At 67.9% G+C, this 24,972-nt stretch carries 27 protein-coding genes; 19 read left to right on the top strand and 8 right to left on the bottom strand.

Translation table 11 applies throughout. The features are described from left to right. The 3 genes from AC1DVT_RS06115 to AC1DVT_RS06105 all read left to right on the top strand — a co-directional run. The coding region (locus tag AC1DVT_RS06115) for an IlvD/Edd family dehydratase (protein ID WP_477387385.1) at nt 1-724 on the top strand (724 nt) is incomplete at its 5' end. Nucleotides 725-743: 19 nt separating this feature from the next. Then, nucleotides 744-1,418, top strand: coding sequence for an SDR family NAD(P)-dependent oxidoreductase (locus tag AC1DVT_RS06110; protein WP_477387383.1), 675 nt, complete (start codon nt 744-746; stop codon nt 1,416-1,418). A 1-nt stretch (nt 1,419) separates the two neighbouring features. Continuing rightward, nucleotides 1,420-1,926: a hypothetical protein gene (locus AC1DVT_RS06105; protein ID WP_477387381.1), complete on the top strand. Its 507-nt coding sequence runs from the start codon at nt 1,420-1,422 to the stop codon at nt 1,924-1,926. Nucleotides 1,927-1,952: 26 nt separating this feature from the next. On the opposite strand, the gene AC1DVT_RS06100 is transcribed toward AC1DVT_RS06105, so the two are convergent. Beyond that, nucleotides 1,953-2,690 (bottom strand): hypothetical protein, encoded by a 738-nt coding sequence (locus AC1DVT_RS06100; RefSeq protein WP_477387379.1) that lies wholly within the window; start codon nt 2,688-2,690, stop codon nt 1,953-1,955. Between the two features lie 177 nt (nt 2,691-2,867). Here AC1DVT_RS06100 and AC1DVT_RS06095 point away from each other — a divergent pair, with 177 nt between their 5' ends. Together AC1DVT_RS06095 and AC1DVT_RS06090 are read left to right on the top strand one after the other, a co-directional pair. Then, nucleotides 2,868-3,161, top strand: coding sequence for a hypothetical protein (locus AC1DVT_RS06095; RefSeq protein WP_477387377.1), 294 nt, complete (start codon nt 2,868-2,870; stop codon nt 3,159-3,161). 14 nt (nt 3,162-3,175) lie between these two features. Continuing rightward, nucleotides 3,176-3,688, top strand: coding sequence for an MIP/aquaporin family protein (locus AC1DVT_RS06090; protein WP_477387389.1), 513 nt, complete (start codon nt 3,176-3,178; stop codon nt 3,686-3,688). A 67-nt stretch (nt 3,689-3,755) separates the two neighbouring features. Here AC1DVT_RS06090 and AC1DVT_RS06085 read toward each other — a convergent pair whose 3' ends face one another. After that, entirely contained in the window at nt 3,756-4,589 is an 834-nt protein-coding gene (locus AC1DVT_RS06085) for an alpha/beta fold hydrolase (protein ID WP_477387375.1), read from the bottom strand. Nucleotides 4,590-4,649: 60 nt separating this feature from the next. Between AC1DVT_RS06085 and AC1DVT_RS06080 the strand changes: the two genes are divergently transcribed. From AC1DVT_RS06080 to AC1DVT_RS06070, 3 genes are all read left to right on the top strand, one after another. Next, nucleotides 4,650-5,228, top strand: coding sequence for a TetR/AcrR family transcriptional regulator (locus AC1DVT_RS06080; protein ID WP_477387373.1), 579 nt, complete (start codon nt 4,650-4,652; stop codon nt 5,226-5,228). 190 nt (nt 5,229-5,418) lie between these two features. Beyond that, nucleotides 5,419-5,700, top strand: coding sequence for a GlsB/YeaQ/YmgE family stress response membrane protein (locus tag AC1DVT_RS06075; protein ID WP_457099076.1), 282 nt, complete (start codon nt 5,419-5,421; stop codon nt 5,698-5,700). A gap of 57 nt (nt 5,701-5,757) precedes the next feature. Further along, on the top strand, nt 5,758-6,888 hold the full coding sequence (locus AC1DVT_RS06070; RefSeq protein ID WP_477387371.1) for a glycoside hydrolase family 99-like domain-containing protein: 1,131 nt from the start codon (nt 5,758-5,760) through the stop codon (nt 6,886-6,888). A gap of 26 nt (nt 6,889-6,914) precedes the next feature. Here the strand turns inward: AC1DVT_RS06070 and AC1DVT_RS06065 are convergent, their stop codons facing one another. Further along, nucleotides 6,915-7,877: a helix-turn-helix transcriptional regulator gene (locus AC1DVT_RS06065; RefSeq protein WP_477387369.1), complete on the bottom strand. Its 963-nt coding sequence runs from the start codon at nt 7,875-7,877 to the stop codon at nt 6,915-6,917. Between the two features lie 82 nt (nt 7,878-7,959). Here AC1DVT_RS06065 and AC1DVT_RS06060 point away from each other — a divergent pair, with 82 nt between their 5' ends. Then, the gene (locus tag AC1DVT_RS06060) at nt 7,960-8,790 is read left to right on the top strand and encodes an SDR family oxidoreductase (RefSeq protein ID WP_477387367.1); all 831 of its coding nucleotides are present in this window, start codon (nt 7,960-7,962) and stop codon (nt 8,788-8,790) included. Nucleotides 8,791-8,823: 33 nt separating this feature from the next. After that, nucleotides 8,824-9,714, top strand: coding sequence for a hypothetical protein (locus AC1DVT_RS06055; protein WP_477387365.1), 891 nt, complete (start codon nt 8,824-8,826; stop codon nt 9,712-9,714). Nucleotides 9,715-9,718: 4 nt separating this feature from the next. Here AC1DVT_RS06055 and AC1DVT_RS06050 read toward each other — a convergent pair whose 3' ends face one another. Then, entirely contained in the window at nt 9,719-10,003 is a 285-nt protein-coding gene (locus AC1DVT_RS06050) for a hypothetical protein (RefSeq protein ID WP_477387363.1), read from the bottom strand. A 318-nt stretch (nt 10,004-10,321) separates the two neighbouring features. Here AC1DVT_RS06050 and AC1DVT_RS06045 point away from each other — a divergent pair, with 318 nt between their 5' ends. From AC1DVT_RS06045 to AC1DVT_RS06035, 3 genes are all read left to right on the top strand, one after another. Further along, the gene (locus AC1DVT_RS06045; RefSeq protein ID WP_477387361.1) at nt 10,322-10,999 is read left to right on the top strand and encodes a DUF6766 family protein; all 678 of its coding nucleotides are present in this window, start codon (nt 10,322-10,324) and stop codon (nt 10,997-10,999) included. Nucleotides 11,000-11,061: 62 nt separating this feature from the next. Further along, nucleotides 11,062-12,441 (top strand): FAD-binding oxidoreductase, encoded by a 1,380-nt coding sequence (locus tag AC1DVT_RS06040; RefSeq protein ID WP_477387359.1) that lies wholly within the window; start codon nt 11,062-11,064, stop codon nt 12,439-12,441. Further along, the gene (locus tag AC1DVT_RS06035; RefSeq protein WP_477387357.1) at nt 12,438-13,778 is read left to right on the top strand and encodes a class I SAM-dependent methyltransferase; all 1,341 of its coding nucleotides are present in this window, start codon (nt 12,438-12,440) and stop codon (nt 13,776-13,778) included. The genes AC1DVT_RS06040 and AC1DVT_RS06035 overlap by 4 nt, the downstream gene beginning before the upstream one ends. Nucleotides 13,779-13,791: 13 nt before the next feature. Here AC1DVT_RS06035 and AC1DVT_RS06030 read toward each other — a convergent pair whose 3' ends face one another. After that, nucleotides 13,792-14,871: a DNA polymerase IV gene (locus tag AC1DVT_RS06030; RefSeq protein WP_477387355.1), complete on the bottom strand. Its 1,080-nt coding sequence runs from the start codon at nt 14,869-14,871 to the stop codon at nt 13,792-13,794. Between the two features lie 118 nt (nt 14,872-14,989). Here AC1DVT_RS06030 and AC1DVT_RS06025 point away from each other — a divergent pair, with 118 nt between their 5' ends. Further along, nucleotides 14,990-16,231 (top strand): glycosyltransferase, encoded by a 1,242-nt coding sequence (locus tag AC1DVT_RS06025; RefSeq protein ID WP_477387353.1) that lies wholly within the window; start codon nt 14,990-14,992, stop codon nt 16,229-16,231. A gap of 39 nt (nt 16,232-16,270) precedes the next feature. On the opposite strand, the gene AC1DVT_RS06020 is transcribed toward AC1DVT_RS06025, so the two are convergent. The 3 genes from AC1DVT_RS06020 to AC1DVT_RS06010 form a co-directional block, all read right to left on the bottom strand. Then, nucleotides 16,271-17,449, bottom strand: coding sequence for an ROK family transcriptional regulator (locus AC1DVT_RS06020; protein ID WP_457099087.1), 1,179 nt, complete (start codon nt 17,447-17,449; stop codon nt 16,271-16,273). Between the two features lie 123 nt (nt 17,450-17,572). Then, the gene (locus AC1DVT_RS06015; RefSeq protein ID WP_457099088.1) at nt 17,573-18,631 is read right to left on the bottom strand and encodes an ABC transporter permease; all 1,059 of its coding nucleotides are present in this window, start codon (nt 18,629-18,631) and stop codon (nt 17,573-17,575) included. Continuing rightward, nucleotides 18,628-20,103: a sugar ABC transporter ATP-binding protein gene (locus tag AC1DVT_RS06010; protein ID WP_477387351.1), complete on the bottom strand. Its 1,476-nt coding sequence runs from the start codon at nt 20,101-20,103 to the stop codon at nt 18,628-18,630. The genes AC1DVT_RS06015 and AC1DVT_RS06010 overlap by 4 nt, the downstream gene beginning before the upstream one ends. A gap of 317 nt (nt 20,104-20,420) precedes the next feature. Here AC1DVT_RS06010 and AC1DVT_RS06005 point away from each other — a divergent pair, with 317 nt between their 5' ends. From AC1DVT_RS06005 to AC1DVT_RS05985, 5 genes are all read left to right on the top strand, one after another. Continuing rightward, on the top strand, nt 20,421-21,467 hold the full coding sequence (locus tag AC1DVT_RS06005) for a substrate-binding domain-containing protein (RefSeq protein ID WP_457099090.1): 1,047 nt from the start codon (nt 20,421-20,423) through the stop codon (nt 21,465-21,467). A gap of 94 nt (nt 21,468-21,561) precedes the next feature. After that, nucleotides 21,562-22,707: a Gfo/Idh/MocA family protein gene (locus tag AC1DVT_RS06000; RefSeq protein WP_477387387.1), complete on the top strand. Its 1,146-nt coding sequence runs from the start codon at nt 21,562-21,564 to the stop codon at nt 22,705-22,707. 42 nt (nt 22,708-22,749) lie between these two features. Further along, a complete protein-coding gene (locus tag AC1DVT_RS05995) occupies nt 22,750-23,751 on the top strand; it encodes a sugar phosphate isomerase/epimerase family protein (protein ID WP_477387349.1) in 1,002 nt (333 codons plus the stop codon). A gap of 90 nt (nt 23,752-23,841) precedes the next feature. Next, nucleotides 23,842-24,561, top strand: a complete 720-nt coding sequence (locus tag AC1DVT_RS05990; RefSeq protein ID WP_477387347.1) for a DUF2510 domain-containing protein — start codon at nt 23,842-23,844, stop codon at nt 24,559-24,561. A gap of 77 nt (nt 24,562-24,638) precedes the next feature. After that, on the top strand, nt 24,639-24,972 hold a 334-nt coding region (locus AC1DVT_RS05985; protein WP_477387345.1), incomplete at its 3' end, for a DUF2510 domain-containing protein.

The following is a 24,972-nucleotide window of genomic DNA, read 5'->3' as shown; positions in this document are numbered from 1 at the left end:
CTTCCACCCCGAGCCCATCACGGTGACCGGCAAGCCGCTCGTCGACTACCTCGTCGATCACCCCGTGTTCGACGACACCGTGATCTTCCCGCGCGATACGCCACTGATGGAGGATGCCGGGATCGCGGTGCTGCGCGGCAACCTCGCCCCGCGCGGAGCGATCATCAAGCCGTCGGCGGCCACCGCGGAGTTGCTGCAGCACGTCGGACCCGCGGTCGTGTTCGACAGCGTCGAGGACATGCGGGCCCGCATCGACGATCCGGATCTGGACGTCACCGCAGAGTCGGTGCTCGTGCTGCGCGGGTGTGGTCCGCGCGGCTATCCCGGGATGCCCGAGGTCGGGAACATGCCGCTGCCGCAGAAGCTCCTCGAGCAGGGCGTGCGTGACATGGTGCGCATCAGCGACGCGAGGATGAGCGGCACGGCCTATGGCACCGTCATCCTGCATGTCGCGCCTGAGGCGGCCGCGGGTGGACCGCTCGCGTTCATCCGCAACGGCGACATCGTCACCGTCGACGTCGAGAACCGCGTCCTGAGCTTCGACGTGACCGACGAGGAGCTGCAGTCCCGCAGCCAGACCCCCGCAAGCGAGGCTGCCTACGCTGCGCCGGTGCGCGGCTGGGCGAAGCTCTACGTCGACCACGTCATGCAGGCGGACACCGGCGCCGACCTCGACTTCCTCGTGGGCGCGAGCGGCGACAAGGTCAGCCGTGAATCTCACTGACACACCTAAGGGGCCCCGCATGAGGCGCGCGATCATCACCGGCGGCGAGAGCGGACTCGGCGCCGCCTGCGCCGAGCGACTGCGGACCGACGGCATCGATGTCATCACCTTCGATGTGTCCTCGGAAGCGGACTACCAGGTCGACGTCACGGATGCGGCGTCGATCGCCGCGTCCGTCGCCGCGGTCGGCCCGGTCGACATCCTGATCAACAGCGCCGGCATCGTCGGACCGAACAAGCCCCTGATCGAGACCGACCCCGCGGCCTGGGAGCGCACCTTCGACGTCAACGTGCACGGCACCTTCCGAGTCATACAGGCGGTCGTGCCGGGCATGGTCGAGCGGGGGTGGGGGCGCATCGTCAATATCGCGAGCATGGCGGGCAAAGACGGCAACTCGAATCTCAGTGCGTACTCGGCCTCGAAAGCCGCCGTCATCGGCCTGACCAAATCGCTCGGCAAGGAACTGGCGAAGACCGGCGTGCTCGTCAACGTGATCGCGCCGGCCGTGATCGACACCCCGATGAACGCCGCGACGGCGCCGGAGGTGCTCGCGCACATCACATCGCTGATCCCGATGGGCCGGGTCGGCAGGGCGTCGGAGGTCGCCGCGCTGGTCGCGTGGCTCACCTCCGACGAATGCAGCTTCTCGACGGGCGCCGTCTATGACATCAGCGGCGGGCGCGCGACTTACTGAGATGTCTGATCGGCCGTCCTCTTCCCGCCGCTGGGGCGCCTCCCTCGCCATCGGCACGGCGCTCGTGCTGACTGCGTGCACCGCTCCGCCGGCGCCTGCGGCTTCGCCATCGGTCACGGAATCGAATCTCGGCACTCTCGGCGGCCAGGACTGCGACCCTCCATCGCCCACCCTTGGGCAGGTGATCCAGGGCACCGGTTCGACAAGCGTCACCGCCTACGGCCTGCTGTTCGGTCCAGACGCCGATGCGATCGTCGGCGACGGCAGCACGACGAAGATGGCTGTGCGGATGACCGGCAGTGGCACACTCCACGTGCATGTTCTCGCTCCGGATGGATCGCAGCGGCCGCTCGCCTGGGGCCCCGATCCTCACGGCGGCAGCACTTTTCATCGTCCGGGCAGCGAATGGGGAATCGGATTCTCCTTCGATGCGCCCGGATGCTGGCAGATCGCGTTCGAACGCGACGGGGGCGACCGCGCTGACTTCTGGTTCGACGTCGGGCCGTGACCGCGGGCGCACCAGGGACGCGCGGTTTAGCGTTTCGCCGGCTTCAGGTCATCCCGCGGGGCCATGGTCATCCCCAGCCGCCCGATCGCCACGGCCCTCGCAGGCGCCAGCGTCTCGTCGGGGAGGATGCCTCGTTCCCCGAGCACCGCGAGCGCCTGCTGGATGTCGGAGTTGATGCGGGCCTGCTCATCCGGCGGCGTGGCGTCCAACGCCAGCTGCAGCCGCGTGATGTTGCGCGTCCAGCGGGCGGTGCCGGAATCAGCGGGACCGCGATAGAACCAGTAGTGGAGGGCGCCGACGACGGCGTCGGCGATGAAGCCCATGACGCCGATCGCTCCGACGGCGTTGTCCTGCGCGATCGCCATGATCGCGAGGACCGAGCCGATGCTCGACGGCAGCAGGTGCAGGTTCCCCAGGAGCCGCCCGATGTGGGGATCGACTCCGAGGGGATCACGACTGTCGGTGATGAACCCGATCACGGCGATCAGCGCCGCGATTCCCGCCATTGCACCGCCCAATCCGACCTGGGCGACTCCGCCGCGGATGACCGGGGCGAAGACGACGAGTGCGGCGAGGATCGGAAAGGTGAAGCTCGCGATGTGCGAGGCCGTCAGCAGGATGCCCCATCGCGGGGCGACATCCTTCGCCAGGTCCCGATATGCCGGGGCGGGTGCGAAGTACGCCATCGCTTTGCGCAGTTCCGGGACGCCGTAGAGCGCTCTGGCTTCGAGCTTCCACCAATCGAGCGGCGTCCAAGCGCTCACCGAGCGCGCGTATCTGGTTGCCGGCCCGTCAGTCACGAGTCACAACGATAGTCGGCACCAGACGATCTCTTGTGGGGTGCGGAACGACACCCCTATGCTCGCGAATGCCGACGTCGAGTACTCGCCGACTTGAGTCCCTGGCGCCGTTCAAGTCGTTCCCAAGCAACGGAGTTGACGATGGCGCAGGATTCGAGTGCAACGGAAAAGGGTCGCTTCGATCGATGGTTCGAAGCCGAGGTGATCCAGCCGATATCCGACTTCCAAGATGGGAAGCAGGAGTGGCGTCGCCTCGTTTCGGAGTTTCTCGGGACGTTCTTCCTGGTTCTGGTCGCGGCCGGCGGCGGGATGATGGGCGAGGCCTTTCCTGACACCATCGACCGAGGTGCTGCCGTGGTCGCGCCCGGGCTGATGGTGATGGCCATCATCCTTTTCATGGGAAGGTCTCCGGCGCACATCTCAACCCCGCCGTAACGCTCGCCTTCTCTCTGCGCGGAGACTTCCCATGGCGACGCGTGCCGGGCTACATCGTCGTGCAGCTCGCCGGCGCCGCGCTCGCGGCGTGGTTCCTGACGCTGGTCATCGGGGTGTCCTCGTCGTTCGGGTCCAACTACCCGGCCGACGGCTGGTCGGACTGGTCCGCCCTCACGATGGAGGCGGTGCTGACATTCGGGCTGGTGAGCGTCATCCTCGGCACAGCTTCGGGCGCGCAGAACATCGGCATCGTCGGCGCCTTCGGTGTCGGCGCGTACATCGCCCTCGCCGGGTTGTGGGGCAGCCCGATCTCGGGAGCCTCGATGAACCCGGCTCGCACGTTCGGACCGGATCTGGTCGCGGGGGACTTCACCGGGTACTGGGTCTACATCGTGGGTCCCATCCTCGGGGCGGTCCTCGCCGTCGGGGTGGCGTTCGTGCTGCGAGGCGCAGGTGGCGGCCGCAGCGGATCGGGTGCGGCACAAGGCGATCTGAGAACCGAGGTCGAGCGGCCCGACCAGGCCTGACATCACTCAGAGCGCCCGGGCGCGGTCCGGTGGGATCGCACCCGGGCGCGCAGCACGGGAGTCCTGTTCAGTCGGTGAGCTGATCCCAGAAGGCGATGATCTCCGCGGCGAGCTGCCCGGGCTGCTCGAGCGGGACCAGGGTGCGTGCTCCTGTCACGGTCATGACCTGGGCGCCTGGTGCGAGGGATGCCGCGCRCTGCGCATCGGCGGGGCTCCAGTCACCGCGGTCGTCGGAGGCGACGAAGAGACTCGGCACGCGGATGTCGGCGAGCCGGTCGGTCACGTCGGTGCGGTCGATGATGAAGGAACGCAGGGCAAGGCTCATGCTCGCCTTCGTCGGACGCGCCAGGCTGTCCAGTACAACCTGGAGCGTGGAAGGCGTCGCCGCGGATTCGTCGGTCAGCATCGCCTCGACGATGRCGTCCCGCACCGGTCCGACGGGGCCGGCGAGCGTGAGCATCGGGTGCAGCACACCGATCTTGCGTCGCAGCGCGGGGGCGATCGGCTCGGTCGGCGAGCTGATCGCGACGAGACTCCGCAGGGTGGTGCGATCCGTCGCCAGGTTGAGGCCGACATGGCCGCCGAACGCGTTGCCGAGCCAATCGACTGGTTCATCAGCGCCAAGCGCCACGAGTGCGTCGCGCGCGGCATCCGCGGCTTCCGAAATCGTGGATCGACGGACCAGCGCGTCGCTCAGMCCCAAGCCGGGTGGGTCGATGAGCACGAATCGCCGCCGGATCGCGCTCCCGTCGATGAGGAGAGGGAGGATCCGATCCCAGGTGTGACTGTCGACGAACATCGACGACCAGAGGATCGTGAGGCGCCCGGTGCCGATGACGCGGGCGTTGAGTGTTCCGAGACGGGTTTCGATCCGCTCGGTGTGTTCGGTGTAGGTGTCCATGGTTTGAAGTTAGCGAAACTAACATCAATATCGGCGGATTTAGCTGTTAGCGTAACTAACATGAATACGCGGCCGTACCGGATGACAGCGCGGGCGAAGGATGCCGAGCTCACTGCGGAGCGGATCGTCGATGCCATGCTGGCGCGGCTGATATCAACTCCGTACGAGCACATTCGCATCGAGGACATCGCCGCCGATGCCGGCGTGACCGGGCAGACCGTCATCCGTCGATTCGGCAGCAAGCCCGCGCTCATGAACGCGACAGTCGAACGCGAACTGGCTCGGATCGTCGCGGCCCGCGAAGCCGCGGCAGACGCGTCCGCAGTCGACACGATCCACAACCTCGTGCTGCACTACGAGCGGTACGGGGTGCTGATCCTCAAGACCTACTCCGAGGCCCCACTCGTGCCCGGCCTGCCCGAGATCACCGCTCGCGGGCGCGCATTCCACGTGGACTGGTGCCGCCGCGCGTTCACGCTCGATCCGTCACTGCCGGAAGCAGAGGGCACCAGAAGGCGCGCGCAGATCGTCGCGATCTGCGATGCCAACACGTGGCGCATCCTGCGATTCGACGGCGGGCTCGAGCCCGCTGAGACCGAGATCGCGCTGAGCGAACTGCTCCTCCCGCTGCTGCAGTGACGCGACTGCAGCATGACGGATGTGCTCACTCACACCGCAGCAGCGCATGCCCGTTCCGCAGGAGTCCGGCATGCTACCGCGCTGCGTTCTCGATGTGAAGGGCCCGTCGCGTCTGCACCATGGGTCATAGCCTGGTCGCCGACCTGAGCGCCGCATTCCCGACGGCGCTCGCCACTCGAAGGAGAACATCATGCTCTGGACCATCATCGGCCTCATCGTCATCGGCCTCATCGCGGGGTTGATCGCCCGAGCGGTCATTCCCGGCAAGCAGAGCATCGGCATCCTGCTGACGATCGTGCTCGGAATCGTCGGCTCGTTCGTCGGAGGCTTCCTCGGGTTCCTGATCTTCGGGAGCGACCCGAACGGCGGCTTCCTGCAGCCCTCCGGCATCATCGGCTCGATCATCGGCGCGATCATCGTGCTGGGGCTCTACGTCTTCTTCGCACGCCGCCGCGTGACCGGTACGCGCTAATCTGACCCTCGGCCGGGGAAGCTCCTCGGGCACGCGCATCGCCCGAGGAGCCACCCCGTGTCCCGTGACATTGAAGTCGCCGCGATCTACTTCCCGAGCTGGCACGACGAGCCGCGTCGAGCGCCATGGCTGGGTGAGGGCTTCACCGAGTGGGATCTGATCAAGGCGGGGCGACCGCGGTTCGAGGGTCACTATCAGCCTCAGATCCCGACGCTCGGGTACCTCGATGAGACCGTGCCTGAGAACATGCAGCGCAGCTGCGATCTGGCCGCAGGCTCCGGCATCGACGCGTTCCTATGGGACTGGTACTGGTACGACGGCGCGGATTTCCTCAATCGGCCCCTTGACGAGACCTTCCTCAGCCTGCCCGATCCGGGGATCAAGTTCGCCCTGATGTGGGCGAACCACGATTGGCGCGGGGTGTTCCCGGGCAACGTGGGCGAAGACCCCGAACTGTGGTTCAAAGGCGCTGTCGACGAAGCCGAATTCATTCGGATGACGGATGCTGTCATCCAGCGATACTTCGCCCACCCCGCATACTGGCGCGTTGACGGAAAAGCATGGTTCACCGTCTTCCTCCTCGAGGAGCTGGTGACCGGGCTCGGGGGAGCCGACGGCACCCGTGCCCTCCTTGCCGATTTCCGGGCACGTGCTCGTGCCGCCGGCTGCGGCGAGCTTCACCTGAACGTTCTCGGGGCATACGAGTCCTTCGACCCCGCGGCGATCGCCGCGCTGGGTTTCGACTCGGTCGGCACCTACGGGTGGCCCTCCGACCGGTGGGCCAGCCTGCCCGCCGGCCAGCTCACCTTCGAATACGAGGAGTGGCGTTCCGCCGCCCAGCTGGAGTGGCACTCGCTGCGGGAGACGCACGCCGTCGACTTCGTTCCCACCGTCGCCATGGGCTGGGATTCCACGACTCGGGTGAATCAGGACGACACGCTCGTCATTTCGGAGTGGCCGTATTACCCGGTCGTGGTAGGCAACACTCCGGAAGCGTTCGGGGCCTCGGTGTCGGAAGCGCTGGCGTTCGCGGCGGACAGCGCAGGCGCACAGGTCGTGATCGTGAACGCATGGAACGAATGGACCGAAGGCAGCTACCTCGAACCGGACTCTCGCACCGGCGACGCACACCTCAGAGCGCTGGCCCGGGCCGTTTCGGACAGGTCGCGCGCCGACACCGCTCCCTGACCGCAACCGCTGAGGTCAGAGAATCCTCACGCGGACAGCCGCGACGCGAAGTCGTGGGTGAAGTGCCGGAGCTCCTCGCCTTCGACGATGGTGAACTCCCATCGGAGCCAGGTCAGTGCGCCGGCGAGGATCTCGAGGTGGTCGTCGTGGATGACCCAGAGTGTGTGCGCCGGCCCGTCGGCGCTCAGCCCCGTTGTATACGGACCGAGGTGCGCATCGACCTCCGCCAGCGGCGCAGCAATCCGGATCGTCGCCGTGAAGCGCGGTGTCACCGCGGCCGCGAGCCGTTCCACGACGAACGCGGCGGCATCCGCTCCCGGAAGGGCGTGACGCGCCACGATGAGTCGCGTGTGAGTCGGAGCGCTGATGCGATCGAGGCGGAACGTGCGCCAATCGTCTGCTCCGGGATCCCAGGCGAGGAGATACCACCGGCCCGCGACAGGCACGAGCGAGACGGGTTCGACGCGACGCGAGGTGCGCACGCGATCGGCGGCGACGTACCCGAAGCGCACCACCTCGGAGTCGCGGCAGGCGAGGGCCAGCGACGCGAAGATCTCCGGATCGACCTGTTCGCGGGCTCGCACGGGGGCGGGGGATGAGACCGCGACCTGGGTGGCATGCACGTGCGCCCGGACCGTGGCCGGCAGCACCTGCTCGAGTTTGGCGAGCACCGAGACCGTGAGATCGGACAGGTCGCGAACGGCCCCGTCCGCGGCGCCGGCACGCAGCCCGAGCGCGAGAGCCACCGCCTCGTCGGCGGTGAAGAGCAGCGGTGGAAGCTCCGTGCCCGCCTCGAGGCGGTAGCCGCCGATGGCGCCACGCTCGGCCGCGATGCGGTAGCCGAGCTCGCGGAGCCGGTCGATGTCACGACGGATCGTGCGAGGGCTGACGCCGACGCGCTCGGCGAGTTCGGTGCCCTGCCACGAGCGACGTGTCTGCAGGAGGCTGAGCAGACGGAGGACGCGCGAGGTCGTGGTGGCATCGGTCACCCGTCCATCATGCCGGTGAATTAGGACCGATCAAGACCTAATCAGTTCGTAGCCTGGGGTTCTCACCAACCAAGGAGCTGAAATGACGATTCTCATCACCGGTGCGACCGGGAATATCGGCCGTCGCCTCGTGAACGAACTGCTCGAGCGAGGCGTCGCGGTGCGCGCGCTGAGTCGAGCCGCCGCGGCAGCCGAACTTCCCGACGGTGTCGCTGTGTACGAAGGCAGTCTCGCGACGGCGCCCGACCAGGTCTTCGACCACGTCGACGCGGTGTACCTCTTCCCGGCGGACGAAGGGGTCGCGGCCTTCGTCGACCGCGCCATCGCCGCGGGTGTCAGCCGTTTCGTGGTGCTGTCCTCGCTCGCGGTGTCGGCACGAAACTCGCGCGATGTGGGATCCGCCAGCGAACTGCACCACCGCGCGGTGGAGGAGGTCGTCACCGCGCGCACCGACGACTGGACGATCCTCCGTCCCGGCAACCTCGCCATCAACCTGCTCTCGTGGTCGTTCGCCGTCCGCGCCGGCCACGGCGTTCGCGTTCCGTACCCGACGTCCTCGCAGGTGCTCATCCATGAAGCGGATGTCGCGACCGCCGCCGCGATCGTGCTCACCGAACCGGGGCACTCGGGCCGGATCTACGAGCTCACCGGCCCCGCGAGTCTCACGAAGACCGAGCAGCTGTCCGCCGTCGCGGATGCCATCGGACGCGATGTGCCCCTCATCGAGGTGTCGCCCGATGAGTTCCGCGAGGACGTCGGCCGGTTCATTCCCGACGACATCATCGACATGCTGCTCGGGTACTGGTCCGAGACCATCGAGGAGCCGGAGCAGCCGGTCACCCCGCCCCTCGGAATCACGCCCACGCCGCTGTCGCAGTGGGCGGTCGACCACCGGGGCGCATTCGCGTCGTAGCGGAGCCCCTCCCGCCCGGCGTCGAGCGGTCGTATGCTGACCCCGACATCGATAGGGGGTGTCGCGATGGAGGTCGAGGTCGCCGAGGAGCGCATCCTCCTGCTGACCGATCGATTCAGCCTCGACCACGCCGAAGGCCGTGCGTGGTCGCGGCGAGCGGACGCGTTCGGCACCGGGGCGAAGCTGGGGGGCCTGCTGAATCGCGCCACCTCCGAGGACTACGAGTGCGTCTACCGGGAGCGCCGGCTGCAGCCGTTCTGGCGGCTGCACGTGACGACGGTGGCCGAATACGAACGGACGCGGACCTACGCCGTCCCCGTCGCATCCAGTGTCCGCAGCGTCCAGGTCGCCGAGCAGACCCTTCTCGTCAGCCAGGGACGCTTCGTGCTGTCCGGCCTCGAGTCCTGCCGGGACGAGAACGCGCGCGCCTTCGCGTACGACGGGCTGACCCGCGCCGAGAACCCGACGCTGAGCGGGTACGACAGCTTCGCGAGCACGCTGGCGAACGCGGAGACGCTGGCCGCCGAAGCCACGTCGGGCACCGTCGTGGTTCCCCCGGAGGCGAAGGCGTCGATGCTCGTGCGTGAGGTGATGGCGGCGGCCATCGGCAAGATCGACGCGGACCGCGTGCTGGAGGAGCGAGTGACGGTGGATGTCGTCGACCTCGTCTATCGGCCGGTGTACGCCTTTCGCTATCGTCACGCCGGAAAAGAGGCCGTGATCGAGTTCGACGGACTGACTGGCGACACCCATCCGGGCGGCGCCACGTTCGAGCAGTATCTGGGCAAGATCCTCGAGCCCAAGTTCCTGCTCGATGTCGGGGTGGAGGCGGTCAACATCTTCGTCCCCGGTACGCAGCTCGTTCGGATCGTCGTCGAGCACGGTGCGAAGCGCCTCGCACCCCCGCGGAGCGCTGAGACCTGAGCGCTCAGTGCGGCGGGGGCGGGAAATGCGGAATCGGGATGGGCTTGGTTGCGCCGCGTTTGCGGTGGGCCCACTCGTCGAGGCTGTCCAGGGCGTCCTGCAGGTTCGCGAACGTGACGGGCAGCGGCAGCGGAACTCCCCAGATCACTTCGACCTGTTCGTAATCGTTGAGCGTGAGGTGCGCGATGGGCGGGGCCGCGGCATCCGTCGCCTGCGTGTCTGTGATCACCCAGGTGCTCGGGTCGACGCGCTCCAGCGCGAACCGCTGGGTGAGGGTGGTGTCGGTCATGGCAGGCTCCGCGCTCTGTCAGCGACAATCGGTGTCGCATCGTCGTAGATCACTCGGCGAGGAGAGTCGTGTCAGACGATTCTGCGTCGCGTCCGTGCCGCCCGGGTGGGGATTGACAAGCCTGCCGGTGCGTGGTGCGACCGATGCGAGCCACCACGTCAAGCCCCCTCCGGGTGTGCACTGCGAGGTCTAGCGTCAGCGTTATGACACCGACCGAGCAGGAGACGATCGGCATGCGGAGCATGTTCTGGACGTGGATGATCCTGATCGCCGCGGGCCTTGCCGTGATGATCCTGCTACCGCTGCTGGGTCGCTGAGATGCGCACATTCCTCCGGGACAACGGACTCAGCCTGTTCTTCCTCGCGCTGTTCGCCGCGGYGCTCATCGGTCAGTCCTTCGTCGGGCTCGCGAACAACAACGAGGAGCTGATGCAGCACGGCGAATCCGCGATCTCGTACGGGCAGTTCGTCACCTCGTCGGCGTTCCTCGTCGATGTCTCGGAGAACTGGCAGTCGGAGTTCCTGCAGTTCTTCCTGTTCATCGCTGCGACGGTCTGGCTCATCCAGCGGGGCTCGCCCGAATCGAAGGAGCCCGGTGATGCTGGTCCCGGGTCCGACGAGGAGCAGCTCGTCGGGGCGCACGCGCGGCCTGATTCGCCACGCTGGGCGCGCGTCGAGGGATGGCGTCAGTGGGTGTACTCGAACTCGCTGCTCCTCGTGATGGGCACGATCTTCCTGCTGTCCTGGTTCGCCCAGTCCGTCGGCGGTGTCGCCGTGGCCAACGACGAGAACGCCCAGCACGGGATGCCCGCCGAGACGTGGCTCGACTACGTGGTGTCCGCGGACTTCTGGAACCGCACGCTGCAGAACTGGCAGTCCGAGTTCCTCGCCGTCGGTGCGATGGTCACCTTCGCGATCTACCTGCGCCAGCGCGGATCGAGCGAGTCGAAACCGGTCGGGACGCCGCACCACACGACCTCGGTCGAGTCCAACTAGCGTCCGAATCGCTCGCGCCTTCTCCTCTTCACGCGAATTCCGTCGAGGACTAGCGTGGAGGCGTGTCCGCCCCGGCAACCGACGCACGGACCGCTCACGCCGCCGGCGTAGAGCGGCTTCTGGAGAGCTATCGCGCTGTCCCAGCGGCCGCCCCGGTGCGGCTGGCGAAGCACACCTCGAATCTGTTCCGAGCTCGTACGAAGACGAACGCCCCAGGTCTCGACACCTCCGGGCTGGCGGACGTCATCGCGATCGACCCGGAGGCGCGCACCGCCGACGTGGCCGGCATGTGCACCTACGAGGATCTCGTCGCCGCGACCCTTCCCGCAGGCCTCGCGCCGCTCGTCGTGCCGCAGCTGAAGACCATCACCCTCGGCGGTGCGGTCACCGGCCTCGGCATCGAGTCGACGTCGTTCCGCAGCGGGCTGCCGCACGAGTCGGTGCTCGAGTTGGACATCCTGACCGGCGGGGGAGAGGTGGTGACCGCCTCGCCGCACGAGAACGTCGACCTGTTTCGCGCGTTCCCGAACTCCTACGGCACGCTGGGCTACGCCGTCCGGCTGCGTATCGAGCTGGAACAGGTCCAGCCGTTCGTTGCACTTCGCCAGGTCCGGTTCCACAGCCTCACCGAGCTGGTCGCGACGATGGACCGGATCATCCAGACCGGCGAACTCGACGGCATCCCGGTGGACTACCTCGACGGTGTGGTGTTCAGCGCCGACGAGAGCTACCTGTGCGTCGGCGTGCAGACCGCGGCATCCGGACCCGTCAGCGACTACACCGGGCAGCAGATCTACTACCGATCCCTCCAGCACGACGACGGGGTCAAGACCGACCGGCTCACCATCCACGACTATCTGTGGCGGTGGGACACCGACTGGTTCTGGTGCTCCGGCGCGTTCGGAGCGCAGCATCCGCTCGTCCGTCGATTCTGGCCGCGACGCTACCTGCGCAGCAGCGCTTACTGGAAGCTCATGAGGCTGGAGCGTCGGTACGACATCGGCGACCGGCTCGAGAAGCTCCACGGGCGCCCGCCGCGCGAACGCGTGATCCAGGACGTCGAGGTGCCGATCGAGCGCTGCGTCGAATTCCTCGACTGGTTCCTGGCGAACGTGCCGATCGAGCCGATCTGGCTGTGCCCGCTGCGGCTGCGCGGCAGCGAGGGATGGCCGCTGTACCCGATCGAGCCGAATCGCACCTATGTCAACATCGGCTTCTGGTCGACGGTGCCGGTCGGTCAGGTCGAGGGCGAGAGCAACCGGATGATCGAGCGCCGGGTCGGCGAGCTCGACGGCCACAAGTCGCTCTACTCCGACGCGTTCTACTCCCCGGAGGAGTTCGACGCGCTCTACGGTGGCGAGACCTACCGGGTCGTCAAGCAGCGATACGACCCGGATTCACGACTGCTCGACCTGTATGCGAAGGCGGTGCAACGGCGATGACCACATTCAAGGACCGCGCGACGGAAGATGAGACGGATGCCGGGGGCCCGGCTGAAGAGAGCGGCAAGCTCACCCTGGCCGAAGTGCTTGAGATCTTCGCCGGCGGACAGCTGCCGCTGCGGTTCACCGCCTACGACGGAAGCTCAGCGGGACCGGAGGATGCGCCGTTCGGATTGGACCTGAAGACTCCCCGCGGCACGGCGTATCTCGCCACCGGATTCGGCGACCTCGGGCTCGCTCGCGCGTACATCGCCGGCGACCTCGACATCCACGGTGTGCACCCCGGCGACCCGTACGAGCTGCTCAAGGCGCTCTCGGAGGGCCTCGTGTTCCGGCGGCCGCCGGCGCGGCTCATGGCCAAGATCGCCCGCACGATCGGCTTCGAGAACCTGCGTCCGGTTGCGCCCCCTCCGCAGGAGGTTCCCCCGCGCTGGCGCCGCGTCGCGGCCGGTCTCCGACACAGCAAGTCGCGCGATGCCGACTCGATCCACCACCACTACGACGTCTCGAACACCTTCTACGAGTGGGTGCTCGGGCCCTCGATGACTTACACCTGCGCGTGCTACCCGAACCTCGACGCCTCGCTCGAAGAGGCGCAGGAGAACAAGTACCGGCTGGTGTTCGAGAAGCTGCGTCTCCAGCCAGGCGACCGGCTGCTGGACGTCGGATGCGGGTGGGGCGGCATGGTGCGCTACGCCGCTCGCCGCGGGGTGAGGGCGACGGGCGTGACGCTTTCGCGGGAGCAGACGACCTGGGCGCACCAGGCGATCGTCGAGGAAGGACTCAGCGAGCTGGCCGAGGTGCGCTACGGCGACTACCGGGACATCGCCGAGAGCGACTTCGATGCGGTTTCGTCCATCGGTCTGCTGGAGCACATCGGCGTGCGCAACTATCCGGCGTACTTCCGGTTCCTGCAGTCGCGGCTGCGCCCGGGCGGGCTGCTGCTCAACCACTGCATCACCCGCCCCGGCAACAAGGGCGAGCCATCGGCGCCCGGTTTCATCGACCRGTACGTCTTCCCCGACGGGGAGCTCATCGGGTCCGGTCGCATCATCACCGAAGCGCAGGATGCCGGACTCGAGGTGCTGCACGAGGAGAACATCCGCCCCCACTACGCGCTGACGCTGCGGGATTGGTGCGCCAACCTCGTCGAGCACTGGGATGAGGCGGTAAACGAGGTCGGGCTTCCCGCCGCCAAGGTGTGGGGCCTGTACATGGCCGGATCGCGGCTCGGCTTCGAGGCCGGCGGGATCCAGCTGCACCAGGTGCTGATGGGGCGACCCGACGATCGCGAGGGCATCAGCGGTCTGCCGCTGCGACCCTGGTGGACGCCGTAGCGGCGGAGCTCGGCTACCAGCCGCTGCGCGTGGGGGAGTGGCCCTCGCGCGCGTCCTCGGGCATGGCCATCTCGAGACGCATGCCGAGCAGTCGGATCGGACGCTCTGGTTCGACCTTCGCGAGCAGATCCATGGCACGTGCTCGCACGATGTCACGGTCGTAGGTGGCCGGAATCCTCTTCGTGAAGATCTTGGTGAGGAACGGCGCATAACGCACCTTCAGCGTGAGCCCGATGACCGGCCGGCCCTCGGCGGTCACGTCATGCAGCACCTGGAGCAGCAGCTCGTCCACGGCCTCCTCGATCTGGTCGCGCTCGGTGAGGTCCTGCTGGTACGTGGTCTCGCGGCTGTGCCCGCGGGGCACCCACGGCGTGTCGTCGACCACCGCGGTGCTCTCGCCACGCCCGAGCTGGCCGTACCACGGACCCATCTTCGGCCCGAACTCACCCGCGAGCAGCTCATCGTCGGCGGACGCCAATTCCGCGATGGTGCGGATGCCGAGCCCGGCCAGTCGGCGCTGCACCTTGGTGCCGACGCCCCACAGCTCGATGGTCGGGCGTGCGCCCATGACCGCCGGCCAGTTCTCGGCGGTGAGCCGGAAGATGCCCTGAGGCTTGCCGAACCCGGTCGCGACCTTCGCGCGGACGAGGGTGTCGCCGATGCCCACGCTGCAGTGCAGGGCGGTCCGGTCGAGGACTGCCTGCTGGAGGCGCCGCGCGACACTCTCGGGATCATCCGTCGCGATGCCGATGAACGCTTCATCCCAGCCGAGCACCTGCACGACCGCGCCCGGCTGCGCGCGCAGGGTCGCCATGACCTGTTCGGACGCCGCGGTGTAGGCCGGGGCATCCACCGGAAGGATCACGGCATCCGGAATCTTCCGGGCGGCGATGCGCAGCGGCATCCCGGAGCCGACACCGTACTCCCGCGCTTCGTATGACGCGGTCGACACCACGGCGCGCTCGGTCGGATCGCCTCGGCCGCCCACGATCACCGGCTTGCCGGCGAGTTCGGGATGCCGGAGCACCTCGACCGCGGCGATGAACTGGTCGAGATCGACATGGAGCACCCACCGCGCAGGTCCGTCTCTCATGAGACCAGTCTGGGGCGCGGCGACGACACCGGCGAGGCCCTCGCTGCTCCCGTCGCCGGGAGGCCGGCATACCCCACGTGTAGACTGGGGGCACAGCGCGGTGGCTTCGGCACGTCGCGTGGACCGGACCGCGGCGGTGCAGGCGCAGTTCCACGAGGGATGCCGTTCGGCAGACGTCTCGAAGAATCCCAGGGTCGATGACTCCGGGCCCACAGAGATGGTCGCCATGACCCACTTCGGGTTTCTCTCCACGTATCCGCCCACCCGATGCGGGCTCGCCACGTTCACCGAGGCGCTCGCCGAGGCACTCACCGCCGGCGACGCGCAGCCTCCCACCATCGTGCGTGTGCTCGATGTGCGGGACGGCCGGCTCAGCCCTCCGGTGATCGGCCTGATCCCGACCACCGCCGATCTGATCTCCCGGAATCGCGTCAGCATGCGCACGTCAGTGCGCGCCCTCGACAAGTGCGATGTCGCGATCATCCAGCACGAGTACGACATCTACGGCGGACCGGACGGCGACGAGATCATCCCGCTGCTGCGATCGCTGTCGACCCCCGCGATCGTCGTGCTCCACACCGTGCTTCTCGAACCGACACCGCATCAGCGCGCGGTCCTCGACACGGTGTGCCGGCTGGCCGCGATCGTGGTGGTCATGACGGACAACGCCCGCGCGATCCTGCGCCGGTCGTACAACGTCAAGGAGTCCAAGGTCCGCGTCATCCCGCATGGCGTCACGGCGCCTCGCGCGGCACCGGCGATCGCGCACGCGGGGCCGAAGCGGATTCTCACCTGGGGACTCATGACTCCGGGAAAGGGCCTCGAATGGGGCATCCGGGCCATCGCTCAGCTGCGCGAGTCCACCCCCTCGATCGAGTACGTGATCGCCGGCCGGACGCACCCGAAGGTGCTCGCCCGCGAGGGTGAGCGCTACCGCGAATCGCTGCAGCAGCTCATCATCGACCTCGATCTCACGGACGTCGTCACCCTCGACGACCGCTACCTCGACCCGACGCAGCTCGCGGAACTGGTCGAAGGCTCCGACGTCGTGCTGCTGCCCTACGACGCGCGCGACCAGGCCACGTCGGGTGTGCTCGCCGAGGCGGTGGCAGCCGGCGTGCCCGTCGTCGCCACCGGCTTCCCGCATGCCGTCGAACTGCTCGGCCGGGGCGCCGGACTCATCGTCGAGCACGAGGACCCCKACTCGATCGCCGCCGCGATCCGGTTGGTCTTCGAGGAGGACGGCGCGGCCGAGCGCATGCGCGACGCCGCGCTGCGCGACGCGCAGGACTCGTCCTGGCCGGCCGTCGCCGAGCGCTACCGTGCGATCGTGGATCGCCTGGTCGCGGTCGCGGCCTGACCCGCGCGGGCCGGGGGCGCCTTCTTCTGGCGCGCTCGGTCAGGCGTGGACGAGAGCGGTGAGCGTCTCGGGGGAGAGCGCGTGTTCGATCGCGAGAATGCTCGCTCCGAGCACCGCGGCGTTTTTTCCCGCCGCAGACTGGACGATCGCGAGGTGCTCGGTCGCCAGCGGAATCGACCGGGTGTAGACGACCTCGCGCACCCCGGCGATGAGGTGCTCGCCGACGCGGGACATCGACCCGCCCATCGCGATCACCGAGGGATTCACGAGGCTGACGCACGTCGTCAGCACTTCGCCGATGTCGCGGCCGGCCTGGCGCACAGCCTGGATGGCGTCGATGTTCCCCCGTTTGACGAGGTTGACGACGTCGTCGCCGTTCTCGGCCGGCGCTCCCTGCGCGCGCAGCGCGCGGGCGATGGCTGGGCCGGACGCGAGGGCCTCGAGGCATCCCGTGTTGCCGCAGTGGCACGGCACGCCCGCCCCGCGCGCGACCCGGACGTGTCCGATGTCCCCCGCGATGCCCTGCGCGCCGCGCTGCAGGACGCCGCCCGAGATCACGCCCGCGCCGATGCCGGTGGCCACCTTGACGAAGATGAGGTGATCGACGCCAGGCCACGCCACCGCGCGCTCGCCGAGCGCCATGATGTTGACATCATTGTCGACGAGCACCGGAACATCCAGGTGCTGCTGCACCCAGCCGGGGACGTCGAAGCGATCCCAGCCGGGCATGATCGGCGGGTTCACGGGCTGACCGGTCGAGTGCTCGACCGGACCGGGGACGCCCATGCCGATCGCGGCGAGATCCTTCGTCGAGCGCCCGATCCGCTCGAGCATCGCGACGGCGTTCTCGACGACCCAGGAGAGCACGGGCACCGGACCGAGGGCCACATCGAGCGGCTCGCTGTGCTCGATGACGATCGAGCCGGCGAGGTCGGTGATCGCGAGCGTGGCATGCGAGGCGCCGATGTCGGCGGCGAGCACGAGGCGGGCGCTCGGGTTGAGGGCGAACAGCGAGGGAGGCCGCCCGCCGGTCGACACCGTGTCGGCTATCGGGATGATGAGACCCATCCGCAGGAGCTCGTCGACACGGACCGCGATCGTCGACCGGGCCAGGCCCGTCGACTTCGCGAGCTCCGCGCGGGTTCGCGGCACGCCATCGCGCAGCAGCTGGAACAGCTGCCCCACACCCGACACGGTGGGAGACGATTCGATGCTCATTCGCGCCACATTTCATCTACCTTCGGCTCAGGATTGCCGAATATCGCGTGACTTCGGACGGGGATGCCGCGCCCAGGTGCCGCAGGACGTTCAATAGTCCGCTGGCGCCAGGCGCGGCATCCATCATGTCGCTCGTCCGGTGGGCTTGGCGAATCGCTGCTGCAGCAGCACCGCGATGACGATGATGACGCCCTTCGCAACCGCCTGCACCGACGAGGTGAGGTTGTTCTGGACGAACACATTCGTCAGAGTCGCGAAGATGAGGACGCCGAACACGGTGCCGGTGATCGTGCCGCGGCCGCCGACCAGAAGGGTTCCGCCGACGACGACGGCGGCGATCGCGTCGAGCTCGTACAGCTGACCGTGCGTCGACGTGCCGGCGGTCGTGCGTCCGAGGATCATGACGGCGGCGATGCCGGCGGTGAGACCCGACAGTGCGTACAGCCACATGATGTGGCGTCTCACGTTGATGCCCGCGAGACGGGCGGCCTCGCGGTTGCCGCCGATGGCGACAGTACGGCGGCCGAAGGTCGTGCGGTTGAGCAGCACCCACCCGAGCGCTGCGACGATGGCGAAGATCCAGATCAGGATGTCGACGCCGATCAGGTCGGCATTCATGAACAGGATGAAACCCCGGTCGCCGACCTGGAGCGTGCGACGCTCCGCGAGGATCTCGGCGAGTCCGCGCGCAGCGACGAGCATGGCGAGGGTCGCCATGAACGCCACGACCTTTCCGTACGCGATGACCACGCCGTTCACGAGCCCCGCGGCGACACCCACTGCGAGTGCGGCGACCACCATCACGATCCAATGCGAGTTGTCGGCAAGGTTCTGGACGACGGCGATCGTGGCGACGACCGATGCCAGGCCCATCACCGAGCCGACCGAGAGGTCGATTCCGCCCGCGATGATGACGAGCGTCATGCCGATGCTGATCACGCCGATGATCGATGCCTGGCGCAGGATGGTGAGCACGTTGCTGAGGCTGGTGAAGGTGTCGGGAGCGGTGATGGCGCCGACGACTACGAGCAGCAGCAGCGCGACCACGAGGCCGAGGTTGCGACCGACTGAGCCCGACATGAATCGCTGGAACCCGGATTTGTGCTGATCGCCGCTCGGCGGGGCGGGCTGTCCGGCGGGTGGCTGGGGGACGTTCTGCATCCCGGTGGTCTGCTCGCTCACGCGGCCGTTCCTTTCATGACGAGATCGAGTACGCCGTGCTCGTCTATCTGCGAGGCGGGAAGTGACGCGACGACGCGGCCGTCCGAGATGACGAGGACGGTGTCGGCCAGACCCAGCACTTCCTCGATCTCACTGGAGACGACCACGATGGCATTGCCCGCGGCGGCGAGACGGCGGATGAGAGCGTAGATCTCGGCGCGGGCACCGACATCCACGCCGCGGGTGGGCTCATCGAGCAGGAGCACCTTCGTGCCATGCACCAGCCAGCGGGCGAGGAGGATCTTCTGCTGGTTGCCGCCCGACAGCGTCATGGCGGGTCGGTCCGGGTCGGCGGGACGCAGTTCGAGCGCCTCGATCTGCTCGCGGGTGACCTTGCGTTCGGCGCGCTCGTCGAGGAATCCCGCCTTGGCGTACCGGGACATGGATGAAAGTGTCACGTTCACGAAGATGGGCTCGTCGAGGACGAGACCCTGACTCTTGCGCTCCTCGGGTGAGAGGCCGATCCCGGCCCGCACCGCGTGCACGACAGAGCCGCGGCGAAGGGTGCTGCCGCCCACTCGCACCGCTCCGGAGGTGGCGCGCCGCGCGCCGTAGACGGTTTCGAGGATCTCGGACCGCCCCGACCCGACGAGCCCGGCGAGGCCGATCACCTCGCCGGCGCGGACCGAGAACGACACATCCTCGAAGACGCCCGCGAGCGCGAGCCCGTCGACTTCGAGCACGGTGGGAGCGTCGGCGGGGACGGGTACCGCGGGCGGGAAGACGTTCGCCACGGACCGGCCGGTCATCAGCCGGATGAGCTCGGCGGTCGGGGTGTCGGCGACCGGCAGGCTGCTGGCCATCGACCGGCCGTCTTTCAGCACCGTGATGCGGTCGCCGATCTGGCGGATCTCCGCGAGACGGTGCGTAATGTAGACGACGGCGATGCCGGCGGAGGTGAGCTCCTTCACGACGTGGAAGAGGTTCTTCACCTCTTCGCCGTCCAGCACCGCCGACGGCTCGTCCATGATGATCAGCTTGATGTCGTGCGAGAGAGCGCGCGCCATGCTCACGATCTGCTTGCTCGCCGCGCTGAGTTGGCCGACCTCCATGTTGGGCGACAGATTGGCGTGTCCGAGTCGGCGAAGCAGTTCGCGAGTCTGGCGTGCTGCCTCGGAGCGCTGGGTGAATCCACCCCGCGCGAGCTCGTGGCCGAGGAAGATGTTCTCGGCGATCGTGAGACCGTCGACGACGTCGAGCTCCTGATACATGGTCGCGATGCCGAGTTCGATCGCCGCCTCAGGCGTGGGGATCTCGACCGTTTCACCGAGCCAGGAGAGCTCACCCTCATCAGGACGATGTACTCCCGCGAGCACCTTGATCAGGGTCGACTTGCCCGCGCCGTTCTGGCCGAGGATGCAATGCACCTCGCCCGGCAGCACATCCAGGTCGACACCGCGCAGGGCTTGCACGCCCGCGAAGGACTTTGTCACGCCGGTCACCGTGAGTAACGCCGATCCATGGTCAACTTTGATCACTTGCTGAACATAACACGCCCGGTCCGCTCTGCCGAGTGCCAATTCGGGCTGCTGTCTGCGAACGAATGGGATGGTGGAAGACTTACCGCCGCCGAAATCACGCGAAGATAACGATCCACCCACTTCTGACGACAGAAAAACAAAAGCTGACACCCAGAAGCGCAGTTCTGTTACGTTGATCCCGTCAGCGTGGATCCCTCGAGTGCGGGCAGCACTTCCCTCTCGAATCCAGCACGCTGCCACGGCTGCATCACATTCAAGGAGGAATAACAATGCGCTCACACCTGAAGGCGCGCACACGCCTGATACTGACCGGCACCGCGGTCATCGCCGCTGTCGGACTGCTGGCGGGCTGCACCGGCTCCGGAGCAGACGAGGACAACGTCGTCGACCAGGGCACCACGACGGAGGAGAACGCCGCCGAGGGCGACACCGTCGTCATCGGCTTCTCGGGCCCTGCGGCCGACCACGGCTGGCTCGGCGCGATCAACTCCGGCGCCAAGGCCGCCGCCGACAGCTTCGGCGACGTCGACCTGCAGGTCGCGGAGGGCACGAACGACCCGATCGCACAGATCGCCGCCGTGGAGAACTTCGTCAACCAGAAGGTGGACGCGATCGTGCTGCTGCCGACCGACGGCGCTGCTCTGACCGAAGCCGCGATCAAGGCGATGGAGGCCGGCATCCCGGTCATCAACGTCGACCGGCTGTTCTCGAGCCCGTTCGCGGCACGCGCCACGATCCTGGGTGACAACTACGGCATGGGCGTCAGCGCGGGAACCTACATCTGCGAGCAGCTCGGCGACAACCCCGACGCGATCGTCGCGGAGATCGCCGGCATCGACTCACTGCCGCTGACGCAGGATCGCTCCAAGGGCTTCAAGGATGCACTCGATGACTGTGGCTTGGAGGTCTCCGCCCGCGTGGCTGCCGACTTCACGGTCGCCGGCGGCGAGGCTGCGGCGTCCCAGCTGCTCGCGGCCAACCCGCACATCGACGCACTCTGGAACCACGACGACGACCAGGGCATCGGCGTCCTCGCGGCGATCGACTCCGCCGGTCGCGACGAGTTCTTCATGATGGGCGGCGCCGGCAGCAAGAGCGCCATGGAGGCCATCCAGGCCGACGACACGGTGCTCAAGGCCACGGTCATCTACCCGTCGACGCAGGGCGCTGACGGCGTCGCGCTGGCGCGTCTCATCGCGCAGGGCAAGACGATGGGCGACCTGATCACACCTGGCATCCCGAACCGGATCGTGCTCGACGCTCCCGTCGTCACAAAGGAGAACGTCGACCAGTACATCGACCTCGCGTTCGAGTAGACACGAGATCATCGCGGGGCGTCCGTCTGACGACGGGCGCCCCGCGCCAACCACCCGAGAGGACACTGGGTTGACCAACAAGCTTCGCGTCGCCATGATCGGCCACGGCTTCATGGGCGCGGCACACTCCCAGGGCTGGCGAGTCGCCCCCCGATTCTTCGACCTCGCGGTCGAGCCCGAGATGACCGTCGTGGTGGGGCGGGATGCCGAAGGCGTCGCGGCCAACGCACGCAAGTGGGGCTGGGCCGAGAGCGCGACCGACTGGCGCGAGGTGATCGCGCGTGAGGACATCGACGTCGTCGACGTCGTCACACCGGGCGACACGCACGCCGAGATCGCGATCGCCGCGCTCGAGGCCGGCAAGCACGTCCTCTGCGAGAAGCCGCTCGCGAACACCGTCGCCGAGGCGGAGGCGATGACCGCCGCAGCCGAGCGGGCGGCCGAGCGCGGCATCCGCTCCATGGTGGGATTCACCTACCGTCGGGTGCCGGCGACGACCTTCGCCCGTGATCTCGTCGCGGCGGGGCGGATCGGCGAGATCCGTCAGGTGCGCGCCGAGTATCTGCAGGATTGGCTGATGGACGCCGAGGCGCCACTCACCTGGCGCATGCAGAAGGACAAAGCCGGGTCAGGTGCGCTCGGCGACATCGGCGCCCACGCCGTGGATCTCACCGAGTACATCACCGGTCAGCGGCTTGCGACCGTCTCGGGCATCCTCGAGACGCTCGTCTCGGAACGCCCCCTCCTCGGAGAGGGGATCGGACTCTCCGGCACCGCCTCCAGCGAGCGCGGCGCCGTGACCGTCGACGATATCGCGCTGTTCACCGGGCGACTCGACTCCGGCGCGCTGGCCTCGTTCGAGGCGACGCGATTCCGCACCGGCCGCAAGAACGCGCTGCGCATCGAGATCGCCGGGTCGCTCGGCGCCATCTCGTTCGACCTCGAGCGCCTCAACGAGCTCGACTTCTACGACGCGACCCTGCCCGAAACGGAGCTCGGCTTCCGGCGGATCCTCGTCACCGAGCACGACCATCCCTACCTTGCGCCGTGGTGGCCGACGGGTCATATGCTCGGCTACGAGCACGGCTTCTCCCACCAGGTGTACGACTTCGTCTCGGCGATCGACAGCGGCAGCCAGCCGCTCCCGTCGTTCGCGGACGGGCTGCACGTGCAGCGCGTCCTCGATGCCGTCGAGCGCAGCTCGGATGCCGGGAGCATTTGGACGCCCGTCGGCGACTGACCTCGCGACCTGGCAAGACCCTGACGTTGAAAGGACACCGCAATGACGCGACCCATCACCCTCTTCACCGGCCAGTGGGCCGACCTGCCGCTCGAGGAGGTCGCCCGACTCGCCTCCGAGTGGGGGTACGACGGCCTTGAGATCGCCTGCTGGGGCGACCACCTCGACCCGTGGCGCTGGGACGAGCCCGGCTATGTGGAAGGCAAGCTCGAACTGCTCGAGCGTCACGGCCTGAAGGTCTGGGCCATCTCGAACCACCTCAAGGGACAGGCGGTCTGCGACGACCCGATCGATCAGCGGCACCGCGACATCCTCTCCGACCAGGTGTGGGGCGACGGTGACCCCGAAGGGGTGCGCCAGCGCGCCGCCGAGGAGATGAAGCACACCGCCCGGCTCGCGGCGAAGCTCGGGGTCAAGACGGTCGTCGGGTTCACCGGCTCGAGCATCTGGAAGTACGTTGCGATGTTCCCGCCGGTGTCGCAGGAAGCCGTCGACGCCGGCTACCAGGACTTCGCCGACCGCTGGAACCCGATCCTCGACGTCTTCGACGAGGTCGGCGTTCGCTTCGCGCACGAGGTCCACCCGAGCGAGATCRCCTACGACTACTGGACGACCGTCCGAACCCTTGAGGCGATCGGGCACCGCAAGACGTTCGGGCTCAATTGGGACCCGTCGCACTTCATCTGGCAGCAGCTGAACCCGGTCGACTTCATCCTCGAATTCAAAGACCTCATCTACCACGTGGACTGCAAGGACGTGAAGCTCAACCTCGGCAACGGCCGCAACGGCCGGCTCGGCTCGCATCTCGCCTGGGCGGACCTGCACCGCGGCTGGGACTTCGTCTCGACCGGGCGCGGCGATGTGCCGTGGGAGGCCTCCTTCCGCGCGCTGAACGCGATCGGCTACGACGGCCCCATCTCGGTCGAGTGGGAGGACGCGGGCATGGATCGCCTGCTCGGCGCCCCCGAGGCGCTCGAATTCGTCAAGAAGAACGCGTTCGCCGCACCCGAGGCTGCGTTCGACGCCGCCTTCAGCAGTCGCTGATCCGGACGGCGGTGGACGGATGCCGCGCCCCGGCGTGCCGCGACAGCTCAACCTGAGCGCGCGCCGGCGGCGAGGCAGTATCGTCTGGCCATGACGACGGTGCCTCCCGGCTGGTACGACGACGGCCATGGCGGAACGCGGTGGTGGGACGGCAGTCAGTGGACCGAGCATGTCGCCCTGCCTCAGACCACAGCCCCGACGCTCAGTCCCTACTGGGGAGGCGACCCTGCAGCCGCCGCTCCTGCAGTCACGCCGAAGTCACGGCTGTGGATCGTGTGGGTGGTGCTCGGGGTCATCCTCCTCGGCGCAGTGCTCATGTATCTCTTCGGTGTCTTCAGCGTGCTGTCGTCCACCTCGGGGGAGTCGTCCGGCGCGGTCCCGAGCGAAGTCATCACCGATGAGCCGGCCGCCGAAGAGCCCACGGCCGATCAGCCTGATACCCCGGATGAGCAGGCGGCCGTCGATGCCGTCGAGCGGTACAACGAGGCGTGGCTCACCGGCGACTGCGACGCCTTCTTCGAGACCACGACCTCGGAGTTCCGTGCGGGAATGGACCTCACCGATTGCGCCGAATTCGCCGCTGCATCCGAGGACTTCGCCGGCTCGGTCGACGACTACGGGACGTTCATCCGCGGCGCCGTGACCTTCGGTGTGTGGATCGCCGTGTCGACGACCGAGACGTATTCGAGCACCTACGACGACAACGGCAATGACCTGGGTGTGTCTGTCGACTACGAAGATCGGTTCCAATATCAGCTGTGGAGGTCGGACGCTGGGGGCTGGGCGATCGACGCAATCGTCGATGATTGAGTCCGCTGCGCGCCCCAGGCTCTCGGCCACGAACGGCCGCCTCTGACCTCGAAGGCGCGGCCGATAGTCTTGCCGACGTGACGACGACACCCGCGGGCTGGTACGACGACGGACACGGCGCCGTCCGCTGGTGGAACGGCGTGCAGTGGAGCGAGCACACCCGCGAGGCCACGGGAGCGGCGGCATCCGCTTCGGCCCACTACGGCGGGGCCCCCGGTGGTCCCTACCTGCCCGCTCCGCCGTCGCCGCATCGGAAGTCGAACCTGTGGGTGATGTGGATCGCGATCGGCGTGCTGGCCCTCGGGATCGTGATCAGTGCGGCCGTCTACCTGCCGATGCTCATCGTGGGCGCGGTCGAGGATTCCGTCCAGTCGGACGACGTCGACACCCAGGCCGCCGTCGCAGCCGTCA

The organism is Microbacterium sp. P2_F9 (genome assembly GCF_056403635.1).
This window is presented reverse-complemented; position numbering and strand designations above follow the sequence as displayed.